The sequence below is a fragment of the Enterobacter cloacae complex sp. R_G8 genome, assembly GCF_024599795.1.
Classification (GTDB): Bacteria; Pseudomonadota; Gammaproteobacteria; order Enterobacterales; family Enterobacteriaceae; genus Enterobacter; species Enterobacter dissolvens.
The window spans coordinates 4,190,665-4,210,050 of the sequence record NZ_CP102246.1; the positions used below are offsets into that span (position 1 = coordinate 4,190,665).

Genomic DNA, 19,386 nt, shown 5'->3' on the forward strand with positions numbered 1-19,386 from the left:
GTTTTGTAAGCAAGCACTTACTGAGGTTTAACCAAGCGCTACGCGAGAGGGTTTATCAAGGCGTCCGCTCAGACCAATCAGCAGGAAGGCAACGAGAACAATGACGGCACCAATCCACGGGGTTTGGGTTAAGCCGAAGTGTTCCACCGTCTGCCCGCCAACGATGGAACCGATAGCGATACCAATGTTGAAGGCGGCAATGTTCAGACCTGAAGCCACGTCCACCGCATTTGGCGTATAGCGCTCGGCTTTTTGCACCACGTAAACCTGCAGGCCGGGTACATTACCAAAGGCAAAGATACCCATGACCAGCACCGTTACCAGTGCGGCGTACTGAATCGATGCCGTGAACTGGAAGATCATCAGCAGGACGACCAGTGCCGCAAAGATAAACTTAAGCGCCGGTACTGCACCATGCTTATCCGCAAGCTTACCGCCCCAGATATTGCCAATGGCCACAGAGACGCCATACCCCAGTAAAATCCAGCTTACCGCTGCTGGAGAGAAGCCAGCCAGATCCTGCATCATTGGAGCAAGGAAGGTGAAAGCAGTGAATACCCCGCCATAACCCAGCGCCGTAACGGCATAAATGATCAGCAAACGAGGATGTGTGAGCACCTTCAGTTGATCGCTCAGGCTTGCGCTTGCACGGCCGGGAATATTCGACGGAACCAGCAGCAGGCTGGCCACCAGGGCAATTACGCCCAGCAAGGAGACCGCGAGGAAGGTTTCACGCCAGCCGAAATGTTGCCCGATGAACGTCCCTAATGGTACGCCGGTGACCAGTGCGACGGTCAATCCACCAAACATGATCGCAATGGCTGATGCGGCTTTCTCTTTCGGCACCAGGCTGGTTGCAATGGTGGAACCGATTGAGAAGAACACACCATGCGCGAGGCCTGTCAGCAGGCGGGCAATGACCAGCGTCGTGTAGTCCGGCGCCTGCCAGGCCAGAATATTGCCGGCGGTGAAGAGCACCATCAGCGCGACCAGCAGTTGCTTACGCGGGAATCGTCCGGTCAACGCCGTCAGTACGGGCGCGCCGACAGCGACACCCAAAGCATAGATAGAGACCAACAGCCCGGCTGAAGGTAATGAGATAGCAAGCTGGTTAGCGATGGTAGGAACCAGTCCTACAATAACAAATTCAGTCGTGCCAATTGCAAAGGCACTGATCGTCAGGGCAAGTAGCGCCAGTGGCATAAAATACTCCATATCATCAGGATTAAGATGACAGGCAGTATGCGCCAGTGGTTAAATAACAAAAATGGTCAAAATATCAATAGAATTTTGCAGGTGGTGCAACAATGAAAGCAACGTCGGAAGAGCTGACAATCTTTGTCGCCGTCGTCGAAAGTGGCAGTTTTAGCCGCGCGGCAGAGCAGCTGGGGCAGGCAAACTCTGCCGTTAGCCGCTCGGTGAAAAAGCTTGAGATGAAGCTTGGGGTGAGTCTTCTCAACCGAACGACGCGGCAGTTGAGCCTGACGGAAGAAGGTGAACGGTATTTCCGCCGCGTGCAGTCTGTCTTACAGGAGATGGCTGCAGCAGAGACCGAGATCATGGAAACGCGCAGCACACCGCGTGGGTTGCTGCGTATTGATGCGGCCACACCGGTGGTTCTGCACTTTCTGATGCCGCTGATTAAACCTTTTCGTGAACGCTATCCGGAGATGACGCTCTCTTTGGTCTCCTCCGAGACCTTTATCAACCTTATTGAACGTAAAGTCGACGTGGCGATCCGGGCGGGAACCCTGACGGACTCAAGCCTGCGCGCACGTCCTCTGTTTGCCAGCTACCGGAAAATCATCGCCTCACCGCAATACATCGCGGAGCACGGTAAACCTGAAACCGTTGAAGAGCTGAAGCAGCATCTGTGTCTGGGTTTCACGGAGCCGGTATCACTGAATACCTGGCCTGTCGCCTGCCCTGACGGTCAGCTGTATGAGATCACCTGCGGGTTGTCCTCCAACAGCGGGGAAACGCTGAAGCAGCTGTGTCTCGAAGGAAACGGGATCGCCTGTTTGTCTGATTACATGATAGATAAAGAAATTGCGCGCGGTGAGCTTGTGGAGCTAATGGCAGATAAACGTTTGCCGGTAGAGATGCCTTTCAGTGCGGTTTACTACAGCGACAGAGCCGTGAGCACGCGTATCCGTGCCTTTATCGACTTCCTGAGCGAGCATATAAAAACAGCTCCCGAAGGAGCTGTGTGAGGGTTAAGCGTACAGAGGGTGGGTCAATATTAATCCCAGTCTGGCGCTAAACCTTCCGGGCTCACCAGGCGATCGTTGCATTCCAGGGCAGCGATCGCTTTTTTGTCTTCGTCGTCCAGCTGGAGATCCACCGCTAACAGGTTGCTGGCCAGATTTTCACGCTTCGTTGACGATGGAATAACGGCGTAACCTTCACCCATCGCCCAGGCCAGGATCACCTGTGCAGCCGTCGCGTTATGTTTATCAGCAATACGTGCAATGACTTCATCTTTCAGCGCTTTACCGTATGCCAGCGTCATGTAAGAGGTGATGTGGATGCCGTGCTGTCTGGCCCAGTCCACCACGTTGCGGTTTTGCAGGTAGGGGGACAACTCGATCTGGTTCGTCGCAATGTTCTCTGCACCAACGGCGGCAATGGCTTTTTCCATCAACGGGATGGTGAAGTTGGAAATGCCAATTTCACGGGTTAAGCCCTGCTTTTTCGCTTCCAGCAGCGCCTGCATGAATTCTTCCACAGAAACGGCATCATTCGGAGAAGGCCAGTGGATCAGCGTCAGATCAACATAGTCTGTACGCAGCTTCTTCAGGCTCTCTTTCAGACTTGGGATCAGCTTGTCTTTGCCGAGGTTCTCGATCCAGATTTTGGTGGTGATAAAAAGTTCGTTACGCGGTACGCCGCTTTCTTCAATCGCCTGGCCAACCGCAGCTTCATTTTCATAAATCTGCGCGGTATCAATTGCGCGATAGCCAAGTTCAAGGGCGGTTTTGACCGATGCGATAACAACGTCGTCTTTCAGGCGGAAAGTGCCCAGGCCTAATGCAGGGATAGTCATGTCATTCCTCGTTATTCGTAATGTTCGTTAACTGAGGAAGATTATCGCTTCTGCCGTTATGCTGAAAAAGGTCGTAAAACGCAGAGGATTTTTGCTGATTTAGCAATAATTGGGAAACAGATAAGAAAAAAGCCCTGAGCGTTAACTCAGGGCTTTTAATAAGTGGCGGAACGGACGGGACTCGAACCCGCGACCCCCTGCGTGACAGGCAGGTATTCTAACCGACTGAACTACCGCTCCACCGAAGACTGCTGTAACCACCGGATTAATGCACCGGCTTACTACTTAATTTGATGCCTGGCAGTTCCCTACTCTCACATGGGGAGACCCCACACTACCATCGGCGCTACGGCGTTTCACTTCTGAGTTCGGCATGGGGTCAGGTGGGACCACCGCGCTAAAGCCGCCAGGCAAATTCTGTTAATCTGTATCAGGCTGAAAATCTTCTGTCTCTCACCGCCGAAACAGCTTCGGCGTTGTAAGGTTAAGCCTCACGGTTCATTAGTATCGGTTAGCTCAACGCATCGCTGCGCTTACACACCCGACCTATCAACGTCGTCGTCTTCAACGTTCCTTCAGGAGACTTTAAGTCTCAGGGAGAACTCATCTCGGGGCAAGTTTCGTGCTTAGATGCTTTCAGCACTTATCTCTTCCGCATTTAGCTACCGGGCAGTGCCATTGGCATGACAACCCGAACACCAGTGATGCGTCCACTCCGGTCCTCTCGTACTAGGAGCAGCCCCCCTCAATTCTCCAGCGCCCACGGCAGATAGGGACCGAACTGTCTCACGACGTTCTAAACCCAGCTCGCGTACCACTTTAAATGGCGAACAGCCATACCCTTGGGACCTACTTCAGCCCCAGGATGTGATGAGCCGACATCGAGGTGCCAAACACCGCCGTCGATATGAACTCTTGGGCGGTATCAGCCTGTTATCCCCGGAGTACCTTTTATCCGTTGAGCGATGGCCCTTCCATTCAGAACCACCGGATCACTATGACCTGCTTTCGCACCTGCTCGAGCCGTCACTCTCGCAGTCAAGCTAGCTTATGCCATTGCACTAACCTCCTGATGTCCGACCAGGATTAGCTAACCTTCGTGCTCCTCCGTTACTCTTTGGGAGGAGACCGCCCCAGTCAAACTACCCACCAGACACTGTCCGCAACCCGGATTACGGGTCTACGTTAGAACACCAGCCATTAAAGGGTGGTATTTCAAGGTTGGCTCCACGCAGACTGGCGTCCACGCTTCAAAGCCTCCCACCTATCCTACACATCAAGGACCAGTGTTCAGTGTCAAGCTATAGTAAAGGTTCACGGGGTCTTTCCGTCTTGCCGCGGGTACACTGCATCTTCACAGCGAGTTCAATTTCACTGAGTCTCGGGTGGAGACAGCCTGGCCATCATTACGCCATTCGTGCAGGTCGGAACTTACCCGACAAGGAATTTCGCTACCTTAGGACCGTTATAGTTACGGCCGCCGTTTACCGGGGCTTCGATCAAGAGCTTCGCGTTACCGCTAACCCCATCAATTAACCTTCCGGCACCGGGCAGGCGTCACACCGTATACGTCCACTTTCGTGTTTGCACAGTGCTGTGTTTTTAATAAACAGTTGCAGCCAGCTGGTATCTTCGACTGATTTCAGCTCCACCCGCAGGGGCTTCACCTACATATCAGCGTGCCTTCTCCCGAAGTTACGGCACCATTTTGCCTAGTTCCTTCACCCGAGTTCTCTCAAGCGCCTTGGTATTCTCTACCTGACCACCTGTGTCGGTTTGGGGTACGATTTCGTGTTACCTGATGCTTAGAGGCTTTTCCTGGAAGCAGGGCATTTGTTACTTCAGCACCGTAGTGCCTCGTCATCACACCTCAGCGTTAAAAAGGTACCGGATTTACCTGGAACCTCCGCCTACATGCTTAAACCGGGACAACCGTCGCCCGGCTAACATAGCCTTCTCCGTCCCCCCTTCGCAGTAACACCAAGTACAGGAATATTAACCTGTTTCCCATCGACTACGCCTTTCGGCCTCGCCTTAGGGGTCGACTCACCCTGCCCCGATTAACGTTGGACAGGAACCCTTGGTCTTCCGGCGAGCGGGCTTTTCACCCGCTTTATCGTTACTTATGTCAGCATTCGCACTTCTGATACCTCCAGCAACCCTCACAGGCCACCTTCAACGGCTTACAGAACGCTCCCCTACCCAACAACACATAGTGTCGCTGCCGCAGCTTCGGTGCATGGTTTAGCCCCGTTACATCTTCCGCGCAGGCCGACTCGACCAGTGAGCTATTACGCTTTCTTTAAATGATGGCTGCTTCTAAGCCAACATCCTGGCTGTCTGGGCCTTCCCACATCGTTTCCCACTTAACCATGACTTTGGGACCTTAGCTGGCGGTCTGGGTTGTTTCCCTCTTCACGACGGACGTTAGCACCCGCCGTGTGTCTCCCGTGATAACATTCTTCGGTATTCGTAGTTTGCATCGGGTTGGTAAGCCGGGATGGCCCCCTAGCCGAAACAGTGCTCTACCCCCGAAGATGAATTCACGAGGCGCTACCTAAATAGCTTTCGGGGAGAACCAGCTATCTCCCGGTTTGATTGGCCTTTCACCCCCAGCCACAAGTCATCCGCTAATTTTTCAACATTAGTCGGTTCGGTCCTCCAGTTAGTGTTACCCAACCTTCAACCTGCCCATGGCTAGATCACCGGGTTTCGGGTCTATACCCTGCAACTTAACGCCCAGTTAAGACTCGGTTTCCCTTCGGCTCCCCTATACGGTTAACCTTGCTACAGAATATAAGTCGCTGACCCATTATACAAAAGGTACGCAGTCACACCCGAAGGTGCTCCCACTGCTTGTACGTACACGGTTTCAGGTTCTTTTTCACTCCCCTCGCCGGGGTTCTTTTCGCCTTTCCCTCACGGTACTGGTTCACTATCGGTCAGTCAGGAGTATTTAGCCTTGGAGGATGGTCCCCCCATATTCAGACAGGATACCACGTGTCCCGCCCTACTCTTCGAGTTCACAACCTGTGCATTTTCGTGTACGGGACTGTCACCCTGTACCGTGCGACTTTCCAGACGCTTCCACTAACACACAAGCTGATTCAGACTCTGGGCTGCTCCCCGTTCGCTCGCCGCTACTGGGGGAATCTCGGTTGATTTCTTTTCCTCGGGGTACTTAGATGTTTCAGTTCCCCCGGTTCGCCTCGTTAACCTATGTATTCAGTTAACGATAGTGCAACGAATTGCACTGGGTTTCCCCATTCGGACATCGCCGGGTCAAGGGTTCATATCACCTCGCCGGCGCTTTTCGCAGATTAGCACGTCCTTCATCGCCTCTGACTGCCAGGGCATCCACCGTGTACGCTTAGTCGCTTAACCTCACAACCCGAAGATGTTTCACTTCATGATTGCGAAAATTTGAGAGACTCGAACACACATAACATGTGTGTCGTTTCAATTTTCAGCTTGATCCAGATTTTTAAAGAGCAAAACTTCGCAGTGCACCTTTTCAGGTTCACTCTGAAGTTTTCTTGTGTTCGCAGTAAAAGATGGTGGAGCTATGCGGGATCGAACCGCAGACCTCCTGCGTGCAAAGCAGGCGCTCTCCCAGCTGAGCTATAGCCCCATCGTTTGCAACCTCTGTACCGGTAATTTTTCCTGAGACAAGGCGTGGTAACGCGACGCATACATCAGTATGTGAGCGTTGCCGCAACGCAGTATCAGGGAAAATTTGGTAGGCCTGAGTGGACTTGAACCACCGACCTCACCCTTATCAGGGGTGCGCTCTAACCACCTGAGCTACAAGCCTGTAGAGGTTTTTTACTGCTGTTTTTCATCAGACAATCTGTGTGAGCACTACAAAGGCAGGTTCTTTAAGGTAAGGAGGTGATCCAACCGCAGGTTCCCCTACGGTTACCTTGTTACGACTTCACCCCAGTCATGAATCACAAAGTGGTAAGCGCCCTCCCGAAGGTTAAGCTACCTACTTCTTTTGCAACCCACTCCCATGGTGTGACGGGCGGTGTGTACAAGGCCCGGGAACGTATTCACCGTAGCATTCTGATCTACGATTACTAGCGATTCCGACTTCATGGAGTCGAGTTGCAGACTCCAATCCGGACTACGACGCACTTTATGAGGTCCGCTTGCTCTCGCGAGGTCGCTTCTCTTTGTATGCGCCATTGTAGCACGTGTGTAGCCCTGGTCGTAAGGGCCATGATGACTTGACGTCATCCCCACCTTCCTCCAGTTTATCACTGGCAGTCTCCTTTGAGTTCCCGGCCTAACCGCTGGCAACAAAGGATAAGGGTTGCGCTCGTTGCGGGACTTAACCCAACATTTCACAACACGAGCTGACGACAGCCATGCAGCACCTGTCTCACAGTTCCCGAAGGCACCAATCCATCTCTGGAAAGTTCTGTGGATGTCAAGACCAGGTAAGGTTCTTCGCGTTGCATCGAATTAAACCACATGCTCCACCGCTTGTGCGGGCCCCCGTCAATTCATTTGAGTTTTAACCTTGCGGCCGTACTCCCCAGGCGGTCGATTTAACGCGTTAGCTCCGGAAGCCACGCCTCAAGGGCACAACCTCCAAATCGACATCGTTTACGGCGTGGACTACCAGGGTATCTAATCCTGTTTGCTCCCCACGCTTTCGCACCTGAGCGTCAGTCTTTGTCCAGGGGGCCGCCTTCGCCACCGGTATTCCTCCAGATCTCTACGCATTTCACCGCTACACCTGGAATTCTACCCCCCTCTACAAGACTCTAGCCTGCCAGTTTCGAATGCAGTTCCCAGGTTGAGCCCGGGGATTTCACATCCGACTTGACAGACCGCCTGCGTGCGCTTTACGCCCAGTAATTCCGATTAACGCTTGCACCCTCCGTATTACCGCGGCTGCTGGCACGGAGTTAGCCGGTGCTTCTTCTGCGGGTAACGTCAATTGCTGTGGTTATTAACCACAACACCTTCCTCCCCGCTGAAAGTACTTTACAACCCGAAGGCCTTCTTCATACACGCGGCATGGCTGCATCAGGCTTGCGCCCATTGTGCAATATTCCCCACTGCTGCCTCCCGTAGGAGTCTGGACCGTGTCTCAGTTCCAGTGTGGCTGGTCATCCTCTCAGACCAGCTAGGGATCGTCGCCTAGGTGAGCCGTTACCCCACCTACTAGCTAATCCCATCTGGGCACATCTGATGGCAAGAGGCCCGAAGGTCCCCCTCTTTGGTCTTGCGACGTTATGCGGTATTAGCTACCGTTTCCAGTAGTTATCCCCCTCCATCAGGCAGTTTCCCAGACATTACTCACCCGTCCGCCACTCGTCACCCGAGAGCAAGCTCTCTGTGCTACCGTTCGACTTGCATGTGTTAGGCCTGCCGCCAGCGTTCAATCTGAGCCATGATCAAACTCTTCAATTTAAAAGTTTGATGCTCAATGAATTAAACTTCGTAATGAATTACGTGTTCACTCGTTGAGACTTGGTATTCATTTAGTGTCCGAAGACATTAAGAATCCATGTCACTTTGAGTGCCCACACAGATTGTCTGATAAATTGTTAAAGAGCAGTTGCGACGCGCTTCAGCGCTCTGTCGCGAGGTGGCGTATATTACGCTTTCCTCTTTCAGAGTCAACCCTGATTTTCAGGATTTTTTCTCTTCAACCGACCGGGTTGTTTGTGAAGTGATTCACATCCGCCGTGTCGATGGAGGCGCATTATAGGCAGCCGCCGGGGAATGACAAGCGGAAATATGCATTTTCATTTCAACCGCTCATCTTTTCGCCAAAACGTCTATTTTTGGTGCTTTTTAATCGTTTCAGGCAGCTCGGCCAGACTATTAATCACCCAATCCGCTGCAGTCTCTGCTTCAGGCGTCACGGGCTTGCCGGTGCGAACTAATACTTTGGTACCCACACCCGCCGCGGTTGCCGCCTGCATATCTTCCAGTTTGTCGCCCACCATATAAGAAGCGGCCATATCAATATGCAGAAATTCCTGCGCCGAGATAAACATCCCCGGGTGCGGCTTACGGCAATCACAGGTCTGGCGATACTCGTCTACGGTTCCCTGCGGGTGATGCGGACAATAGTAGATGCCATCAAGATCAACACCGCGGTCAGCAAGTGACCAGTCCATCCATTCCGTCAGCGTTTCGAATTGCGCTTCGGTGAATTTGCCACGTGCAATGCCAGACTGGTTGGTGACAACCACCAGCGCATAGCCCATCTCTTTCAGCTGGCGCATGGCATCGATTACGCCTTCGATAAACTCGAACTCATCAATCTCATGGACATAACCGTGATCGACATTAATGGTGCCATCACGATCGAGAAAAATTGCGGGTACTGATTTTGCCACCGGTTTGCTCCTGAAAAAGGCATGTTCAGCTAGTATCTCATGAATCGCAGCGCAATAAAGTGCTCATCGCACAGAGTTGGATTGATTTAGACGTCTGGATGCCTTAACATCCGTTTTGTTTACGGTCATCACCCGTATCTGGCAGAAGAAAATGCCACGGCTAACTTACATACGATAAAAATAATCTAATGATTAAACTTTCCAATATCACCAAAGTGTTCCAGCAGGGGAACCGAACCATTCAGGCGCTGAACAATGTCAGCCTGCATGTTCCTGCTGGTCAGATTTATGGCGTCATTGGCGCATCGGGTGCAGGTAAAAGTACACTGATCCGTTGTGTTAACCTGCTTGAGCGCCCAACCCAGGGCAGCGTAGAAGTTGGCGGACAAGAACTGACCGCGCTCTCAGAAAAAGAACTGACTAAAGCGCGTCGCCAGATTGGCATGATCTTCCAGCACTTTAACTTACTGGCCTCACGCACGGTGTTCGGCAACGTTGCCTTACCGCTGGAGCTCGACAACACGCCTAAAGACGAGGTTAAGCGTCGCGTAACCGAACTGCTGGATCTCGTTGGTCTGGGTGATAAACATGATAGCTATCCGGCCAATCTCTCCGGCGGCCAAAAGCAGCGTGTGGCCATTGCCCGTGCGCTGGCAAGCAATCCCAAAGTGCTGCTGTGCGATGAGGCCACCAGCGCGTTAGACCCGGCCACCACACGTTCTATTCTGGAACTGCTGAAAGACATTAACCGTCGTCTCGGCCTGACGATCCTCCTTATTACGCATGAGATGGATGTCGTAAAACGCATCTGTGACTGTGTTGCCGTGATCAGCAACGGTGAACTGATAGAGCAGGACACGGTAAGTGAAGTGTTCTCGCATCCGAAGACCCCACTGGCGCAGCAATTTATTCAGTCCACACTGCATCTGGACATTCCGGAAGATTATCTGGAGCGATTGAAAACAGAACCTACGGCAGACAGCGTTCCTATGCTGCGTATGGAGTTCACCGGTCAGTCCGTCGATGCGCCGCTGCTTTCCGAAACCGCGCGCCGCTTCAATGTGAACAACAATATCATCAGCGCGCAGATGGATTACGCCGGCGGCGTGAAGTTCGGCATCATGCTGACGGAAATGCACGGCACACAAGAAGAAACCCAGGCGGCAATTGCCTGGCTGCAAGAACATCACGTAAAAATAGAGGTACTGGGTTATGTCTGAGCCGATGATGTGGCTGCTGGTTCGCGGCGTTTGGGAAACGCTGGCAATGACCTTTGTATCCGGTTTCTTTGGTTTTGTGATTGGCCTGCCGGTCGGCGTACTGCTGTACGTAACACGTCCGGGTCAAATCATTGAGAACGCGAAGCTGTACCGCACGCTCTCTGCGCTGGTGAATATCTTCCGTTCTATCCCATTCATTATTCTGCTGGTATGGATGATTCCATTCACCCGCGTGATTGTCGGTACCTCTATCGGACTGCAGGCGGCCATCGTTCCGCTGACTGTCGGCGCTGCGCCGTTTATCGCGCGTATGGTTGAAAACGCCCTGCTGGAAATTCCAACCGGGTTGATCGAAGCCTCCCGTGCGATGGGTGCCACGCCGATGCAGATCGTACGCAAGGTTCTGCTGCCGGAAGCACTGCCAGGCCTGGTCAACGCGGCGACCATTACGCTTATCACCCTGGTGGGTTATTCCGCAATGGGCGGTGCGGTTGGCGCTGGCGGTTTAGGTCAAATTGGTTACCAATACGGCTATATTGGATATAACGCGACCGTAATGAATACCGTTCTGATATTGCTGGTAGTACTGGTTTATCTTATCCAGTTCTCTGGCGATCGCATCGTCCGGGCTGTTACGCACAAATAACGTTACACACAACACAAACTCGACGAGTTAAGGATAAAAACATGGCGTTTAAATTAAAGACCTTTGCAGCAGCAGGCGCGCTGATCGGCTCTCTGGCACTGGTGGGTTGTGGTCAGGACGAAAAAGATCCAAACCACATTAAAGTGGGCGTTATCGTGGGTGCGGAACAGCAGGTTGCTGAAACCGCTCAGAAAGTGGCAAAAGAGAAGTATGGCCTTGATGTTGAGCTGGTGACCTTCAATGATTACGTTCTGCCGAACGAAGCGCTGAGCAAAGGCGATATCGACGCCAACGCCTTCCAGCACAAACCGTATCTGGATCAGCAGATCAAGGATCGCGGTTACAAACTGGTTGCTGTGGGTAACACCTTCGTTTACCCAATCGCGGGCTACTCCAAGAAAATTAAATCGCTGGACGAACTGCAGCCTGGCTCTCAGGTAGCGGTGCCAAACGATCCAACCAACCTGGGCCGTTCCCTGCTGCTGCTGCAGAAAGTGGGCCTGATCAAACTGAAAGACGGTGTTGGTCTGCTGCCGACCGTTCTCGACGTGACCGAGAACCCGAAAAATCTGAAAATTGTTGAGCTGGAAGCGCCACAGCTGCCGCGCTCTCTGGACGATGCGCAGATTGCACTCGCGGTGATCAACACCACCTACGCCAGCCAGATTGGCCTGACCCCGGCAAAAGACGGTATCTTTGTTGAAGACAAAGATTCCCCGTACGTTAACCTGATCGTGACTCGCGAAGACAACAAAGACGCGGAAAACGTGAAGAAATTCGTTCAGGCTTATCAGTCTGACGAAGTTTACCAGGAAGCCAACAAAGTGTTTAACGGCGGCGCGGTTAAAGGCTGGTAATCTCACCTCAGTGTAATATCATCAAGACGGGCTTCTGCCCGTCTTGTCATTTGTGCAGTCAACTGATTCAATATCTGACGTTTTGATTATCCATTGAGGAATTATTATGCGTGCTTTACCGATCTGTCTTTTAGCACTGATGCTGAGCGGCTGTTCTATGCTAAGCAGATCTCCAGTTGAACCCGTTCAAAGCACTGCAACCCCGCCAAAAGCAGAGCCCGTAAAACCTAAAGCGCCTCGCCCTGCGCCGGTACGTATCATTACCAAAGCCGACGAACTTGTGGGCAAGCCTTTCCGTGAACTGGGTGAGGTGAGCGGTGAATCCTGTCAGGCAACCAACCAGGACTCCCCACCCAACATTCCGACAGCCCGTAAGCGTATGCAGATCAACGCGGCCAAAATGAAAGCCAACGCGGTACTGCTGCACAGCTGTGAAGTCACCAGCGGTACACCAGGTTGCTATCGTCAGGCGGTATGTATTGGTTCGGCGCTGACCATTTCGGCGAAATGAGTGCATTTCAGTTCGAACAGATAGGCGTTATCCGCTCTCCTTACAAAGAGAAGTTTGCCGTGCCACGCCAGCCAGGTCTGGTCACCAGCGGTGGCGGTGAACTTCATTTGGTTGCCCCCTATAATCAGGCCGATGCGGTACGCGGGCTCGAGGCGTTCAGCCACTTATGGGTTGTGTTTGTGTTTCACCAGACAATGGACGGTGGCTGGCGTCCCACGGTGCGCCCTCCTCGTCTTGGCGGAAATGCCAGGATGGGGGTATTCGCAACCCGTTCTACCTTTCGTCCAAACCCGATCGGCATGTCGCTGGTTGAGCTGAAGGGCATACGCTGCCAGAAAGATCAGGTGATACTGGAGTTAGGCAGCCTTGATCTGGTTGATGGCACGCCGGTTATCGACATCAAACCCTATCTGCCTTTTGCCGAAGCTTTACCGGATGCCAGGGCCAGCTATGCCCAACAAGCACCGCAGGCGGACATGCCGGTTCACTTCACGCCAGCGCTACTGACGCAACTTGGCCAACTGGAAAAGCGCTATCCCCGTTTGCGGGACTTTATCGTAGAAGTACTGGCACAGGACCCGCGTCCAGCCTACCGTAAAGAAGAGGAAGCCGGGAAAACCTACGCCGTCTGGCTGCTTGATTTTAATGTCCGCTGGCGCGTGACGGAGACCGGTTTTGAAGTGTTTGCCCTGGAACCCAGGTAATTTTCTTTTCCTCTCTTTTGGCATCTTTGCCACACTGGTAAACTAAACCACTTTTTTTGTGTCAGGCTGGTGTTTCAGCCTGTTCCAATCGTCGAAATGGAACCGTAACAACATGCGTACTAGCCAATATCTGCTCTCCACTCTGAAGGAGACACCTGCCGACGCCGAAGTCATCAGCCATCAGCTGATGCTGCGCGCCGGGATGATCCGCAAGCTGGCCTCCGGGTTGTACACCTGGCTGCCGACCGGCGTGCGCGTCCTGAAAAAAGTCGAAAACATCGTGCGTGAAGAGATGAACAACGCCGGTGCTATCGAGGTGTCCATGCCCGTGGTTCAGCCCGCTGACCTGTGGCAAGAGAGCGGCCGTTGGGAGCAATATGGCCCGGAACTGCTGCGCTTCGTTGACCGTGGCGAGCGTCCGTTCGTCCTCGGCCCGACGCATGAAGAAGTGATTACCGATCTGATTCGTAATGAGCTGAGCTCTTACAAACAGCTGCCGTTGAACTTCTTCCAGATCCAGACCAAGTTCCGTGACGAAGTTCGCCCACGTTTCGGCGTTATGCGTTCTCGCGAATTCCTGATGAAAGATGCGTACTCTTTCCATACGTCTCAGGAATCTCTGCAAGAGACCTACGACAAAATGTACGAGGCTTACAGCAAAATCTTCTCCCGCATGGGTCTGGATTTCCGTGCTGTACAGGCCGATACCGGCTCTATCGGTGGTAGCGCGTCCCATGAATTCCAGGTTCTGGCGCAAAGCGGTGAAGACGATGTGATCTTCTCTGATTCCTCTGACTACGCAGCGAACATTGAATTTGCTGAAGCACTGGCACCAAAAGAACCGCGTGCTGCGGCAACCCAGGAAATGACGCTGGTTGACACGCCGAACGCAAAAACCATTGCCGAGCTGGTTGAGCAGTTTGCTCTGCCAGTCGAAAAAACCGTTAAAACGCTGCTGGTGAAATCCACAGAAGGCAGTGCATACCCGCTGGTTGCCCTGCTGGTTCGCGGTGACCACGAGCTGAACGAAGTGAAAGCAGAGAAGCTGCCACAGGTGGCCAGCCCACTGACCTTTGCAACGGAAGCGGAAATCCGCGCCGTAGTGAACGCAGGCCCAGGTTCACTGGGTCCGGTGAATATGCCAGTGCCTGTTGTGATTGACCGCACGGTCGCTGCGATGAGCGACTTCGCCGCCGGCGCTAACATTGATGGCAAACACTACTTCGGCATCAACTGGGATCGCGATGTGGCAACGCCAGAAGTGGCGGATATCCGCAACGTCGTCGCCGGTGATCCAAGCCCGGATGGTCAGGGTACCCTGATGATTAAACGCGGCATCGAAGTGGGCCACATCTTCCAGCTGGGTGATAAATATTCCCGTGCGCTGAACGCTGCCGTTCAGGGTGAAGATGGCCGTAACCAGATCCTGACCATGGGTTGCTACGGTATCGGGGTAACGCGCGTGGTGGCTGCGGCGATTGAGCAGAACTACGACGAGCGTGGCATTGTCTGGCCGGATAACATCGCGCCGTTCCAGGTGGCGATCCTGCCAATGAACATGCACAAATCTTACCGTGTGCAGGAGCTGGCTGAGAAACTGTACGCAGAGCTGCGCGCGCAGGGTATCGAAGTGCTGATGGACGACCGTAAAGAGCGTCCGGGCGTGATGTTTGCTGATATGGAACTGATTGGTATTCCTCACACCATCGTTATCGGTGACCGTAACCTCGACAGCGACGAGATTGAATATAAATACCGTCGTAGCGGCGAAAAACAGATGATCAAGACCGGTGATATCCTTGATTACCTGGTGAAAGCCATCAAAGGTTAAATAAGAAAAACCCCGCCTGAGCGGGGTTTTTTTATGGCGCAATGACAGCGTTATTTGCTATTACAGTCTTTACCTGCCGCGAACTTCGCGTCTTTATCTGCCACCAGGGTTTTCACCAACTCGCCGCTATCCGGGTTTGGCTCCAGCGTAAAGTGACCGTCCACCGTCAGTAATACCGGCTTGCTGTCATTGCCGCGCGCGACCGCATAATCCCGCTCCAGTTGAGCGTTGTTCGCCACGCTCACCTTCTTACCTGTTGCGCAATCTGTAAAGATGGCTGCATCAGCCATATAGAAATACATGCCCCGCATCGGCATCGGCGTGGCTGGCAGAGCCGCTTTCACCGGTGCCAGCGTATAGTTGAGCTGGGATTCAATCGGATTGCCTTCACGGTCGAGCATCTCCATCCCCTCGCCCTTGGCGCGGAAATACGTTTTCTCACCGCTCGTATCTGTCAACACCAGCTTCTCGGCCGTGCGTGCCCATGTCCCGTAAGTCGCAAAAGAGGAGGGCTCTTTCGCGCCCTGATAACGCTGATTCATGACCCACGTACCGTCTTTTTGCAGGAACAGTGACGTTTCAATGCCTTCACAGTCGGCACAAGGCAGTACACCGCGCCAGCTCTGCTGCATTGGTTTTAATTCTTCATTCTGCGTTGGCTGCAGGACCTGCGTTTCCGAACGGTTGTTACACCCGAAAAGCGCAAAGAGCGTACTCACTGCCAGCGCTGACCATAATGTTTTTTTCACAATGAATTCCTTATGAAAATAGTGTTCCTTTTCGTCAATCCATAGGGCGACGAACTTTACCGCGTAGTGCTTTCACTGTGGATTTTTGGGCCTTCGACGACAACCGACGCTCTTTCGATGCGCGGGTTGGTCGCGTTGCCCGACGGCTTTTTTGCACCGCAGTTAATTCTTTTATCACCGCCACCAGCCTGGCAATCGCCGCTTCCCGGTTTAACTCCTGGCTACGGTACTCCTGCGCCTTGATCACAATGACACCGTCACTGGTGATCAGGTGATGACTGGCGGCGAGCAGACTTTCCTTATAATACTCTGGCAGGCTTGAGGCCCGAATGTCAAAGCGCAAATGGATAGCCGTTGAAGCCTTGTTAACATGCTGCCCTCCGGCTCCCTGAGCGCGGATGGCAGTGATCTCCAGCTCATTGTCGGGGATGCTGACGTTGCGGGACAACACAATCATGACGCAGGCTGCCACGCCGTCAAATGAATTTCCAGATTATTCTGAGAGTCAGAAAGCCAGATCGCGCCATCCTGAATCGTCGCCTGCAGCACCATCGTCCGGCTGGCGAACTCGCTCAGGTGCGCCAGTTGTTCATCATCCAGATACCAGACCGTGAGGTTTTTAAATTGTCCGCACTTGCTCTTGTTTTGCTGCCACCAGATTTCCGCAGCGCGTTGGTTATACGCGAATAGCGCCACTTCCGCAGACTGGGTACACGCCTTTTTAAGGCGACGTTCATCCGGCAGGCCGAGTTCAATCCATAAATCGATACCCAGATGATCGTTGCGCAGCCAGGCTTCTGGCTCGTCTTCTGCACTTAAGCCACGGGTAAACTGCAGACGCTCGTCGGCATATTTAATCCATGCCAGCAGGCGCAGCATCATGCGCTCCTGGGTTTCAGAGGGGTGACGCGCCAGCGTCAGTGACGCATCCAGAAACTGGTTGCGGTCAAGGTCAGCCACATTGACCACCGCTTTATAAATTGTCGCTTTCAGCGCCATGGGAGAACTCCTTTCGAATCAGGCGCACATTGTAGCGAAAACAGCGGCAAAAGGCTGTTACGCCGTGATGAATACGGGGCTATCAAGGCTCTGATATTGCTTAAATGAGTATGGTATAGTCACCTTGCTAAACCGAGTTTATCTTCGTAGGCTTAATGATATCTCACAGTAAGTCAGTGCGCTGGCGGGAGGGGATGTGAATAATTATTGTGAGCTAATTCGCAAACGGTATGCGGAAATCGCCAGCGGAGATCTGGGGTATGTCCCGGATGCGTTGGGCTGTGTATTGAAAGTGCTTAATGAAGTGGCCTCTGATGAGAGCCTTTCAGAATCGGTCAGGGAAAAAGCAGCGTATGCTGCGGCGAATTTACTGGTGAGCGATTATGTCGATGAATGATACTTATCAACCCATCAATTGTGATGACTATGACAACCTCGAACTCGCCTGCCAGCATCATTTAATACTGACGCTGGAGTTAAAAGATGGCGAAGTGTTGAAGGCGAAAGCCAGCGACCTGGTTTCACGTAAGAATGTGGAATATCTGATAGTGGAAGATGCCGGTGCGACGCGTGAGCTACGCCTGGACAAAATTGCCAGCTTCAGCCACCCGCAAATCGGCACCGTCGTGGTGAGCGAATCCTGATGTCATTAACGGGCAGCCTGGCTGCCCGTTACGCTTTCCACTCCAGACTTACACCCGTTTCTGTCCACCCCTCTTCTGTAATGAACACCCCTGCAGCCGCAATCAGCGTTTCACCGTAGAAAAGTAATGGGGTGGTATCTCGTAACCAGGGCGGCACATTGCACTCCTGCCAGATTTTTTTGAGCTTCCTTCCACCGTTACGTCCGACAATGTGCAGCATACCGCTGGCCTTAAAGCGCACGGTGACCGGTTCATCGGCTTTCGGTAAACGTACATGACCGGGCGTCACCAGAGACAGGCTTCCGATATCACAGGGCAACACCAGCGGCTCATCATGCGACGGCCAGGCGAGCACCGCGTCCGTAAGCGAGGGGATCGATTTAACCCACCAGAGCTCTCCTTTAAAGCGCCTGACGTCAAAACCGTTCAGGTGCACACACGGCGTCGCATCCTCCCGCGCCAGGGCGACTTCGTCCCAGATACGTCCCAGCATGGCACGCGATGGCATTGTTGCATGGTGAGAGGCCAGCCAACGGCGCAGCAGTGCGGCCCGACGAACCGGACTCATCGCCTCCAGCGGCGCAATCGCCAGCGCCCCGTTTACGGAAATCACTTCAGCCAGCTGTTCACTCAGCAGCTCATCCAGCAGGCTCTCCTGTTCGGCACACAGCATGGCGCTTCTTGCTGTTGCGTCAGCAAAATGCGGCCAGCGTTCGGTCAGTAGCGGTACAACGCGCAGACGCAGGAAGTTACGGTCGTAGCTATCGTCCTGATTACTTTCATCTTCGATCCAGCTCAGCTGGTATTCCCGCGCCCAGGCTTCCAGCGATGCGCGTGTCTCACCTAGCAACGGACGCAATAATTGCGTCCCGGTGAAATCAGAGCGTTCAGGCATGCCGGAGAGCCCCGCCGGGCCACTTCCCCGTTTTAGCGCCAGCAAAAAGGTTTCGCATTGATCGTCCAGGTGCTGTGCTGTGACCAGCGCTTCGCCTGGCTGTAATGCCGCGGCAAACGCAGCATAGCGCGCCTTACGCGCCTGGGCTTCAATCCCCAGCCCCTCGTCCCTGAGAATCACCCGTTCAATCACCAGCGGGATCCCCCAGGCCGAGCACACCGCTTCACAGTGCGACACCCAGGCATCGGCATGCGGACTCAGCCCGTGATGGATATGCATCGCCCGGAGCTGAATATCAGGTTGTTGATCGCGCCAGAGTTTGAGGCGATGAAGCAGCACAGTGGAATCCAGTCCACCGCTAAATCCCACCAGCAACTGGCGGTACGGTGAAACGGCTTGCGCAATAGCGGGTAAGGTCATAGAGAATTACACATAAAAAATGCCCGAACTGAGCGGGCATTATCACACAGGATGGCGCTTACTGCTGGTAAAGCTCCAGCGGAAGGCCGTCCGGATCGTTGAAAAAAGTAAACCGCTTATCGGTAAACGGATCGACACGAATCGCTTCGCACTTCACGCCATGCTCTTCCAGGTGTTTTACCGCACGATCAAGATTATCCACGCTAAAAGCCAGATGGCGCAGGCCGCAGGCTTCCGGACGGGATGGACGCGCAGGCGGAAAAGGAAAAGAGAACAGTTCAATCACATATTGTCCGTTTAACGCTAAATCGCCTTTCCAGGAGTCGCGCTCCACGCGATACGCTTCGCTTAACAGCGTAAAGCCCAGAATGTCGCAGTAGAAAGCCTTACTTTTCGCGTAATCGGTGGCAATGATCGCAATATGGTGAACCTGTTTTAAACCCAGCATAGCTTCTCCTTTTTATGATCCCTGAACGTTACAACCGAAAACCCGCACCTTGCA

General features: G+C 53.2%; 17 protein-coding genes, 3 tRNA genes and 3 rRNA genes. 9 read left to right on the forward strand and 14 right to left on the reverse strand.

What is annotated here, in order from left to right; translation table 11 throughout:
- Positions 1–27: 27 nt before the first annotated feature.
- On the reverse strand, positions 28–1,203 hold the full coding sequence (locus tag NQ842_RS19830; protein ID WP_014830735.1) for an MFS transporter: 1,176 nt from the start codon (positions 1,201–1,203) through the stop codon (positions 28–30).
- Between the two features lie 104 nt (positions 1,204–1,307).
- Between NQ842_RS19830 and yafC the strand changes: the two genes are divergently transcribed.
- On the forward strand, positions 1,308–2,213 hold the full coding sequence (gene yafC / locus NQ842_RS19835; protein ID WP_063412777.1) for a DNA-binding transcriptional regulator YafC: 906 nt from the start codon (positions 1,308–1,310) through the stop codon (positions 2,211–2,213).
- 29 nt (positions 2,214–2,242) lie between these two features.
- Here the strand turns inward: yafC and dkgB are convergent, their stop codons facing one another.
- The 8 genes from dkgB to gmhB all read right to left on the reverse strand — a co-directional run bounded on the left by dkgB (position 2,243) and on the right by gmhB (position 9,408).
- A complete protein-coding gene (gene dkgB, locus NQ842_RS19840; RefSeq protein ID WP_014830733.1) occupies positions 2,243–3,046 on the reverse strand; it encodes a 2,5-didehydrogluconate reductase DkgB in 804 nt (267 codons plus the stop codon).
- Between the two features lie 163 nt (positions 3,047–3,209).
- Positions 3,210–3,286: transfer RNA gene (locus NQ842_RS19845), tRNA-Asp, on the reverse strand.
- 55 nt (positions 3,287–3,341) lie between these two features.
- A 5S ribosomal RNA gene (gene rrf / locus NQ842_RS19850) occupies positions 3,342–3,457 on the reverse strand.
- A 69-nt stretch (positions 3,458–3,526) separates the two neighbouring features.
- Positions 3,527–6,430: ribosomal RNA gene (locus NQ842_RS19855) — 23S ribosomal RNA — on the reverse strand.
- Between the two features lie 171 nt (positions 6,431–6,601).
- Positions 6,602–6,677: transfer RNA gene (locus NQ842_RS19860), tRNA-Ala, on the reverse strand.
- Positions 6,678–6,783: 106 nt separating this feature from the next.
- Positions 6,784–6,860: transfer RNA gene (locus tag NQ842_RS19865), tRNA-Ile, on the reverse strand.
- A gap of 70 nt (positions 6,861–6,930) precedes the next feature.
- Positions 6,931–8,470 (reverse strand): 16S ribosomal RNA (locus tag NQ842_RS19870).
- The 16S, 23S and 5S rRNA genes sit together here with 3 tRNA genes alongside, the layout of an rRNA operon.
- A gap of 371 nt (positions 8,471–8,841) precedes the next feature.
- Positions 8,842–9,408 (reverse strand): D-glycero-beta-D-manno-heptose 1,7-bisphosphate 7-phosphatase, encoded by a 567-nt coding sequence (gene gmhB / locus NQ842_RS19875; protein ID WP_046889285.1) that lies wholly within the window; start codon positions 9,406–9,408, stop codon positions 8,842–8,844.
- A 188-nt stretch (positions 9,409–9,596) separates the two neighbouring features.
- On the opposite strand from gmhB, the gene metN reads away from it, so the two are divergent.
- From metN to proS, 6 genes are all read left to right on the forward strand, one after another.
- Positions 9,597–10,628, forward strand: a complete 1,032-nt coding sequence (metN, locus tag NQ842_RS19880) for a methionine ABC transporter ATP-binding protein MetN (protein WP_014830731.1) — start codon at positions 9,597–9,599, stop codon at positions 10,626–10,628.
- Positions 10,621–11,274, forward strand: coding sequence for a methionine ABC transporter permease MetI (locus NQ842_RS19885; RefSeq protein WP_014830730.1), 654 nt, complete (start codon positions 10,621–10,623; stop codon positions 11,272–11,274). The genes metN and NQ842_RS19885 overlap by 8 nt, the downstream gene beginning before the upstream one ends.
- 41 nt (positions 11,275–11,315) lie before the next feature.
- A complete protein-coding gene (metQ, locus tag NQ842_RS19890; RefSeq protein ID WP_014830729.1) occupies positions 11,316–12,131 on the forward strand; it encodes a methionine ABC transporter substrate-binding lipoprotein MetQ in 816 nt (271 codons plus the stop codon).
- Positions 12,132–12,237: 106 nt separating this feature from the next.
- Positions 12,238–12,642, forward strand: coding sequence for an Rcs stress response system protein RcsF (gene rcsF, locus NQ842_RS19895; RefSeq protein WP_014830728.1), 405 nt, complete (start codon positions 12,238–12,240; stop codon positions 12,640–12,642).
- Entirely contained in the window at positions 12,639–13,346 is a 708-nt protein-coding gene (gene tsaA / locus NQ842_RS19900) for a tRNA (N6-threonylcarbamoyladenosine(37)-N6)-methyltransferase TrmO (protein WP_014830727.1), read from the forward strand. Before rcsF ends, tsaA begins: the two co-directional genes overlap by 4 nt.
- 112 nt (positions 13,347–13,458) lie before the next feature.
- Positions 13,459–15,177 carry a proline--tRNA ligase gene (proS, locus tag NQ842_RS19905; RefSeq protein WP_014830726.1) on the forward strand — a complete coding sequence of 573 codons (1,719 nt, stop codon included), beginning with the start codon at positions 13,459–13,461 and terminating at the stop codon, positions 15,175–15,177.
- 50 nt (positions 15,178–15,227) lie between these two features.
- Here proS and nlpE read toward each other — a convergent pair whose 3' ends face one another.
- From nlpE to NQ842_RS19920, 3 genes are read right to left on the reverse strand one after another with little or no spacing between them, the layout of a single operon-like run.
- Positions 15,228–15,926 (reverse strand): envelope stress response activation lipoprotein NlpE, encoded by a 699-nt coding sequence (gene nlpE, locus NQ842_RS19910; protein WP_046889286.1) that lies wholly within the window; start codon positions 15,924–15,926, stop codon positions 15,228–15,230.
- A 34-nt stretch (positions 15,927–15,960) separates the two neighbouring features.
- Positions 15,961–16,383 (reverse strand): alternative ribosome rescue aminoacyl-tRNA hydrolase ArfB, encoded by a 423-nt coding sequence (arfB, locus tag NQ842_RS19915; protein WP_046889287.1) that lies wholly within the window; start codon positions 16,381–16,383, stop codon positions 15,961–15,963.
- Entirely contained in the window at positions 16,380–16,925 is a 546-nt protein-coding gene (locus tag NQ842_RS19920; RefSeq protein ID WP_014830723.1) for a YaeQ family protein, read from the reverse strand. The genes arfB and NQ842_RS19920 overlap by 4 nt, the downstream gene beginning before the upstream one ends.
- Positions 16,926–17,121: 196 nt before the next feature.
- On the opposite strand from NQ842_RS19920, the gene NQ842_RS19925 reads away from it, so the two are divergent.
- Together NQ842_RS19925 and rof are read left to right on the forward strand one after the other, a co-directional pair.
- The gene (locus tag NQ842_RS19925) at positions 17,122–17,322 is read left to right on the forward strand and encodes a YaeP family protein (protein ID WP_008501889.1); all 201 of its coding nucleotides are present in this window, start codon (positions 17,122–17,124) and stop codon (positions 17,320–17,322) included.
- Entirely contained in the window at positions 17,309–17,569 is a 261-nt protein-coding gene (rof, locus tag NQ842_RS19930) for a Rho-binding antiterminator (protein WP_014830722.1), read from the forward strand. The genes NQ842_RS19925 and rof overlap by 14 nt, the downstream gene beginning before the upstream one ends.
- Before the next feature lie 28 nt (positions 17,570–17,597).
- On the opposite strand, the gene tilS is transcribed toward rof, so the two are convergent.
- Together tilS and NQ842_RS19940 are read right to left on the reverse strand one after the other, a co-directional pair.
- On the reverse strand, positions 17,598–18,884 hold the full coding sequence (gene tilS, locus NQ842_RS19935) for a tRNA lysidine(34) synthetase TilS (RefSeq protein ID WP_257256242.1): 1,287 nt from the start codon (positions 18,882–18,884) through the stop codon (positions 17,598–17,600).
- A gap of 58 nt (positions 18,885–18,942) precedes the next feature.
- Positions 18,943–19,332: a VOC family protein gene (locus NQ842_RS19940; RefSeq protein ID WP_046889290.1), complete on the reverse strand. Its 390-nt coding sequence runs from the start codon at positions 19,330–19,332 to the stop codon at positions 18,943–18,945.
- Positions 19,333–19,386: the final 54 nt, after the last annotated feature.

Excerpts from the sequence above, each read along its gene's own strand:
- NQ842_RS19830 (WP_014830735.1), bottom strand. The coding sequence starts at position 1,203 with ATGCCACTGGCGCTACTTGCCCTGACGATCAGTGCCTTTGCAATTGGC.
- yafC (WP_063412777.1), top strand. The coding sequence starts at position 1,308 with ATGAAAGCAACGTCGGAAGAGCTGACAATCTTTGTCGCCGTCGTCGAA.
- dkgB (WP_014830733.1), bottom strand. The coding sequence starts at position 3,046 with ATGACTATCCCTGCATTAGGCCTGGGCACTTTCCGCCTGAAAGACGAC.
- metN (WP_014830731.1), top strand. The coding sequence starts at position 9,597 with ATGATTAAACTTTCCAATATCACCAAAGTGTTCCAGCAGGGGAACCGA.
- NQ842_RS19885 (WP_014830730.1), top strand. The coding sequence starts at position 10,621 with ATGTCTGAGCCGATGATGTGGCTGCTGGTTCGCGGCGTTTGGGAAACG.
- metQ (WP_014830729.1), top strand. The coding sequence starts at position 11,316 with ATGGCGTTTAAATTAAAGACCTTTGCAGCAGCAGGCGCGCTGATCGGC.
- rcsF (WP_014830728.1), top strand. The coding sequence starts at position 12,238 with ATGCGTGCTTTACCGATCTGTCTTTTAGCACTGATGCTGAGCGGCTGT.
- tsaA (WP_014830727.1), top strand. The coding sequence starts at position 12,639 with ATGAGTGCATTTCAGTTCGAACAGATAGGCGTTATCCGCTCTCCTTAC.
- proS (WP_014830726.1), top strand. The coding sequence starts at position 13,459 with ATGCGTACTAGCCAATATCTGCTCTCCACTCTGAAGGAGACACCTGCC.
- arfB (WP_046889287.1), bottom strand. The coding sequence starts at position 16,383 with ATGATTGTGTTGTCCCGCAACGTCAGCATCCCCGACAATGAGCTGGAG.
- NQ842_RS19920 (WP_014830723.1), bottom strand. The coding sequence starts at position 16,925 with ATGGCGCTGAAAGCGACAATTTATAAAGCGGTGGTCAATGTGGCTGAC.
- rof (WP_014830722.1), top strand. The coding sequence starts at position 17,309 with ATGTCGATGAATGATACTTATCAACCCATCAATTGTGATGACTATGAC.
- tilS (WP_257256242.1), bottom strand. The coding sequence starts at position 18,884 with ATGACCTTACCCGCTATTGCGCAAGCCGTTTCACCGTACCGCCAGTTG.
- NQ842_RS19940 (WP_046889290.1), bottom strand. The coding sequence starts at position 19,332 with ATGCTGGGTTTAAAACAGGTTCACCATATTGCGATCATTGCCACCGAT.